Source organism: Mycobacterium sp. (assembly GCF_035623875.1).
In the GTDB taxonomy this organism is placed as follows: Bacteria; Actinomycetota; Actinomycetes; order Mycobacteriales; family Mycobacteriaceae; genus Mycobacterium.
Genome location: NZ_DASPSP010000180.1, coordinates 1 through 5,527, shown reverse-complemented (window position 1 = coordinate 5,527; position 5,527 = coordinate 1). Strand labels below are relative to the sequence as shown.

Here is a 5,527-nt window from a genome sequence, read left to right as displayed (position 1 = left end):
TGCAGTGGGAGCGTGCCGATCTATTCAACCGGCTTGTCGCCGACTTCCTCAACACACCTTCGGTTTTCGACCAATGAACATCTTCGGCAACGTGCACCTCGGCTATATCGTCATCGAGACCGACAGGTTCGCCGACTGGCGCCGGTTCGGTCGCGACGCCATCGGCATGCATCTCGACGAGACGATGCGGGACGTCATGCGGTTCCGCCTCGACGACAACGAATGCCGATTCCTGTTGCAGCGCGGCCCGGCTGAAGACGTCACCACCCTTGGCTGGCAAGTCGATGACCACCGAACCTTCGATGAAGTCCTCGGCCGGATCACCGGGCATGGCGTGCCGGTTACCGAAGGGACCGCGGAGGAGGCTGGACTCCGCGGTGTCGAGCGTCTCGTACGGTTCCCCGGCCCCAATGGTCTGATGCAGGAAATCTTCACCCGCGCGCGGCGCAGCGATACGCCGCCAGACATGGCGGTGCGCGGCGGCTTCGTCACCGGCGAAGCCGGCATCGGCCATGTCGCCGTCACGTCGAAGAAGCCGCACCAGATACGCGGGTATTACGACACCGTGTTCGACGCCCGACTCACCGACTACATCGACGAAACGATCAGCGGCCTGAAGTTCAAAATTCGGTTCCTACGCGTCAACCAACGCCATCATTCGGTGGCGATCGCCGCGGTTAACCGGTTGCCGATCAACCCGATCCGTACCCGCGTTCAACATCTCAACATCCAGGTCGCCGAACTCGACGACATGACGGCGTCCTATCAGCGGGTGAAAGAGCTTGGCTTCCACATGGCGCTGGCCGTCGGGCAGCACACCAACGACAAAGAATTGTCCTACTACGCGATGACACCCTCGGGATTCGAATGGGAGGTCGGTTGGAACCCGATCGTTGTCGACGAGAAGACTTGGGAGCCAACCACTCATCAGGGCATCAGCATCTGGGGCCACACCCCGGAGGGCCAGACCATCATCGACAAACTGGGTCAGTTCAAGACTGCGGCGCAGTCGCTGCTGCACCGCGAAGACACCGTTCCGGCGCTGGCCCACGCCGGCATCCCGGATAGCTAGACCGAGACGCTAATGCCGCGCGATAGAGGAGACGACGAATGACCGCGGGTTCAGTGGGTTCCCTGTTGAAACCACTGCAGATCGGGCGCCTGAATGTTCCTGGACGGCTGTACAAATCAGCAACGAGCGAGACCCGGGCAACCGAGGACGGTCACGTTACCGACGAGCTGCTTGAGTTCTATGAGCCAATGGTGCGCGTGGGCACTCCGTTGATCGTCACCGGAAATCTTTTTGTGTCATTGCAGGCAAAATCGGCAGGCCGGCAGGCAGGGATCGATACCGACGACAAGAAGCCCGGTCTGCGTGATTGGGTGCAGCTTGCACACGGTGGTGGCAGCCTTCTTGTTGCGCAGCTCAACCATGGTGGCCGCCAGATGGTCCGATCGTCTGATCCAGGCAAGGCCACCGTGTCGGCGTCGTCGGTTCGCGAACCTCTCTATGGGACCAAACCCCGCCCTCTCCGCGCAGACGAGATACCAGCGTTAGTGGACACATTCGCGGCCGCCGCTGCGCGTGCGCAAGATGTCGGATTCGACGCTGTGCAGATCCACGCCGCGCACGGATACCTGCTAAGCCAGTTCCTCACGCCGCACACCAATCGCCGCAATGATGAATACAGTGGCAGCCTCGATAATCGGATGCGTCTGCTCCGCGAGGTCTTCCGGGCAATACGGGCTCGCGTCGGGGACGACTTCCCGATCCTGCTGAAAATGAACGGCACCGACATGCTCCCCCTGCGGAAGGGGGCGACGACCGCTGAACTCGTACGCGTCGCGAAGGTCATGGCCGACGAAGGTATCGACGCAGTCGAAGTATCCCGCGGTCACTACGAATCCTGGCCCGGAATGGTTCTGGGGCACTACAAGGGGTTCATCAGCGGACAGGTCAAAGAGGGCTCGGGCATTAATATGTCGCGGCGCCGACGCATGACCATGCTCGCCTTAGCACCCCTCATCGAACGCGCCGCGGAACATCTGGCACCTGGAGGTGAAGGATTCAATCTCCCGCACGCCGAACAGTTCACCGCCCAACTCGCCATCCCGGTCATCTGCGTCGGCGGATTTCACACGACCACGGGTATGGAATCGGCGATCGAGACGGGTCGATGTGATGCGGTGTCGGCAGCGCGGGCATTTATCGCCGACCCCTACCTGTTCAAGAACGTACAGACACCGACGCCCGGCAGACCGGTGTGCGGATACTGCAACGGTTGCATCGCCCGCTTCGGCGGAAAACCGATCGAATGCTACAACGGCAAAATCCGCGCGCAAAAAGAGCTCATGCTTCACGTCGAGGGGGTTGGATGAACGCCTCCGTTCCGACCACCTCGGCGATTTATCCGGTGCGCCTGAGGGCGGATCTGCCGCGCGACGTCGCGTACGCGTACTGGGCCGGGCCGCACGCCGAGATCGTCAAACGTCTTCCGCACCTGTTGGAGTACAACCAATATCACTTCTCCGCGACCGACCACGGATACTGGCCCGCCACCCCCACAGTCGGCACAATTGTCCCGTCAGCGTGGCCGCTCGACGGGCTCACCGAGGTGCGATTGCCCAGCATGGCTGCCGGGTTCCGGGTGCCGTTGCACATGCGCGAGGTGTTCCTCGACGAACAAAACGTCTTCGAACACGTGTTGGGCCACCAAACCGGGCCTCGCGGCGGCCGCTGGTGGACGACTGGTCACGCCGACTCGGTCGGTCATCGCACAGCGCTGCTGCTGCGCCGACGCAGGGGCGTGTCGGGCCGGGCCTTTCGTGCGTTCGTCCACGCCCGACTCGGCCCGGCGCTGCATGCCGCGGGAGCACGCGACCTGAGGACCTACGCCCTCCTGCCCTTGGCAGCCTTGGCGCACACCACCTTTGGCGTATCCCACAGAAATCCGCCGCACCGGCGTTATCACGGCGCCGTCATCTTCGGCACCGATACACGAACCCAAGTGGACGACCTCATCGCCTCACCCGAGGTGTCAGCAGCCATCGGCGACCAACACCTGACCTGCACTGCTGTTCACGCGTTCGCCGTCGACCGCACCGTGCCCGTCATCCGTGTGCGTTAGGAGAACCAATGACACGCGTCGACACCCATCACCACATCATTCCGCCCGACTACCGAAAAGCCCTGCAGAAAGCCGGATTGGACGAAGCCGGCGGACGGGCGCTCCCTGACTGGAGCGTTGATCTGTCGCTGCAGGCGATGGCTGGTCTCGACGTCGGTACCGCGATCTTGTCGGTGTCGACCCCCGGCACGGCGTTTCTGCCCAACCCGGTCGACGCGGCCGGCCTCGCACGTGACGTCAACGACTACGCCGCTGCGCTCGCAGCAGCACAACCCGACCGGTTCGGGTTTTTCGCCACGGTGCCGATGCCGAACATCGACGAGTCCGTCGCTGAATCGGTTCGAGCGCTCGACGACCTGAAGGCTGACGGTGTCGTGCTGTTGGCCAACAACGCCGGCACGTATGTCGGTGAAGACGGACAGGATGCGCTGTTTGCCGCCCTCAACGATCGGTCTGCCGTGGTGTTCATCCATCCCGCCGAGCTGCCCGGGCCGACCGTGCCCGGCGTGCCGCCTTTTGCGGCCGACTTCCTGCTCGACACCACCCGGGCCGCTTACTTGTTGGTGCACAACGGTATTCGAAGCCGCTACCCCAACATCCGGTTCATTCTGAGCCACGCTGGCGGATTCGTGCCGTATGCCAGTCACCGGATGGCCGTGGCGATTACCGCCGACACGGGCCGCAGCTGGGCCGATGTCCTCGACGACTTCGCCGGCTTCTACTTCGACACCGCGCTGTCGTCCAGCGCGGCGGCGTTGCCCACCCTGCTCGCCTTCGCCAAACCGGGTCACATCACTTTCGGATCCGATTTTCCGTTTGCCCCGACTGCCGCCGGAAAGCTGTTCGCGGCCGGGCTGGAGACCTATCCGGGACTCGACCCCGCCACACGCGGCGCTATCGAACGCACCAACGCATTGGCGCTGTTCCCTCGGCTCGGCGCGGCGCCGCCACCTATCCCGCAATCACCCGCTCAACGAATCCGCCACAGCGTCAGCCGAACCGTCCTGCGCGGCGTTGCTCGCCTGACGAACACGAAATAGCGGCTTTCACACCGGATCCGGCGCGTCCCACGGCACAGTCGCCGATACCCAATGGGTGATCTGCTCTTCTTGGTCATTGCGGTGCAGATGCCGCGGGGGCTGCGCGAACGTGGCGTACGGCCGGCAGCGCACGACGACGCGATCCTCTTGTTCAGCCATCACCTCGACGAACGGGCGCCCCTCTTCACTCAGCGGCTGGCCCGACATCCGTCCTGCCACAGCCATCATCACATCGACGACGAGCGCGCGATCGTGCTCGATGGTGGCGTCGGCGTACACCTGTAGATAGGCGAATGGCCAGTTCTCGTCGAGTACGCAGAGACTCACCTTACCGTCGCGTGCAACGGATTTCGCTTTGCCCCGTCCGGCCATCGTCGACACCAGCAGTTCGTCATCGTCGGTCGGGATGTAGTACACGATCGACATCGCGGGCCCGTCGTTTCGTCGCCGGTAGCCGTATACGCACGTGCGGTGCGTGCGCACGAAGGCGCGTCGCTCCGAGGGCAGCATGTCGCGATCTGTGGGAGCCGTGAACGGCTCGGTTGCGAGTGGAAGAAGCATGGCATCCATCCTTTGGACTTGATTAACGGATACAGTGTTGCCGATATTGCGCTGGCTGTCAAGAGTCGCCATACTTGGCCCGTGACAACCAGCCATCGACGCTCCCCCGGCCGCCCGGCCGTCCCGCTGGAGCGGATCGTCACGACGGCCCTGCAGATCGTCGATGAGCAGGGAGCCGATGCACTGTCGATGCGAACGCTGGCGCAGCGGTTGGATTCAGGCACCGCCACGCTGTATCGGCACTTCGCCGGCCGAGCAGACGTAGTCGCCCACGTCGTCGACCGGGTGTTCGGCTCAGTCGACTTGGACACCGCGAAGCTCAGCACCATGACTTGGCAGGAGGCATGTAAAGCCGCCGCCCACAGCATGTTTGATGCGCTGTGTCGGCATTGGAATGTGACGCCGCTACTGGCGGACGATGTGCCGATCGGGCCGAATGCCCTTGTCGTCCGCGAGCGAATGATCGCGTTTCTGCTTGACAACGGGTTTCCGCCCGCGCTGGCGGCCCGGTCCTACGCAACGTTGGCCCGCTACATCTTGGGTTTCGCGATTCAGCTCCCGAGTATCGGGGGTGACCTTGACGACAACAGGCTGGCGAAGATCTTCCACGACCTCGACCCGGGCCAGTTTCCTGCCACCGTCAAAGTCGCGGACAGTCTTCCGGTGCCGTTGGAAGACGAATTCTCATTCGGGCTCGACCTGATCATCGACGGGTTGACCCAAGCGCTTGCAGGCCATCTCCGTCGGCGAAAAGCTAAGCGCCGCAGCGGCTAAGCGGCGATCGCGTTCAGCTGCTCA

At 63.2% G+C, this 5,527-nt stretch carries 6 protein-coding genes; 5 read left to right on the top strand and 1 reads right to left on the bottom strand.

What is annotated here, in order from left to right:
* Positions 1-73: 73 nt before the first annotated feature.
* From VEI45_RS14910 to VEI45_RS14895, 4 genes are read left to right on the top strand one after another with little or no spacing between them, the layout of a single operon-like run.
* Positions 74-1,072 carry a VOC family protein gene (locus VEI45_RS14910; protein WP_324854480.1) on the top strand — a complete coding sequence of 333 codons (999 nt, stop codon included), beginning with the start codon at positions 74-76 and terminating at the stop codon, positions 1,070-1,072.
* Between the two features lie 38 nt (positions 1,073-1,110).
* Positions 1,111-2,379, top strand: a complete 1,269-nt coding sequence (locus VEI45_RS14905; RefSeq protein WP_324854478.1) for an NADH:flavin oxidoreductase — start codon at positions 1,111-1,113, stop codon at positions 2,377-2,379.
* Positions 2,376-3,128 (top strand): hypothetical protein, encoded by a 753-nt coding sequence (locus tag VEI45_RS14900; RefSeq protein WP_324854476.1) that lies wholly within the window; start codon positions 2,376-2,378, stop codon positions 3,126-3,128. Before VEI45_RS14905 ends, VEI45_RS14900 begins: the two co-directional genes overlap by 4 nt.
* A gap of 8 nt (positions 3,129-3,136) precedes the next feature.
* Positions 3,137-4,168 (top strand): amidohydrolase family protein, encoded by a 1,032-nt coding sequence (locus tag VEI45_RS14895; protein WP_324854474.1) that lies wholly within the window; start codon positions 3,137-3,139, stop codon positions 4,166-4,168.
* 6 nt (positions 4,169-4,174) lie between these two features.
* Here VEI45_RS14895 and VEI45_RS14890 read toward each other — a convergent pair whose 3' ends face one another.
* The gene (locus VEI45_RS14890) at positions 4,175-4,729 is read right to left on the bottom strand and encodes a pyridoxamine 5'-phosphate oxidase family protein (protein ID WP_324854472.1); all 555 of its coding nucleotides are present in this window, start codon (positions 4,727-4,729) and stop codon (positions 4,175-4,177) included.
* A gap of 126 nt (positions 4,730-4,855) precedes the next feature.
* Between VEI45_RS14890 and VEI45_RS14885 the strand changes: the two genes are divergently transcribed.
* Positions 4,856-5,503: a TetR/AcrR family transcriptional regulator gene (locus VEI45_RS14885; protein WP_324854482.1), complete on the top strand. Its 648-nt coding sequence runs from the start codon at positions 4,856-4,858 to the stop codon at positions 5,501-5,503.
* The last annotated feature ends 24 nt before the right edge of the window (positions 5,504-5,527 follow it).

Excerpts from the sequence above, each read along its gene's own strand:
- VEI45_RS14910 (WP_324854480.1), top strand. The coding sequence starts at position 74 with ATGAACATCTTCGGCAACGTGCACCTCGGCTATATCGTCATCGAGACC.
- VEI45_RS14905 (WP_324854478.1), top strand. The coding sequence starts at position 1,111 with ATGACCGCGGGTTCAGTGGGTTCCCTGTTGAAACCACTGCAGATCGGG.
- VEI45_RS14900 (WP_324854476.1), top strand. The coding sequence starts at position 2,376 with ATGAACGCCTCCGTTCCGACCACCTCGGCGATTTATCCGGTGCGCCTG.
- VEI45_RS14895 (WP_324854474.1), top strand. The coding sequence starts at position 3,137 with ATGACACGCGTCGACACCCATCACCACATCATTCCGCCCGACTACCGA.
- VEI45_RS14890 (WP_324854472.1), bottom strand. The coding sequence starts at position 4,729 with ATGCTTCTTCCACTCGCAACCGAGCCGTTCACGGCTCCCACAGATCGC.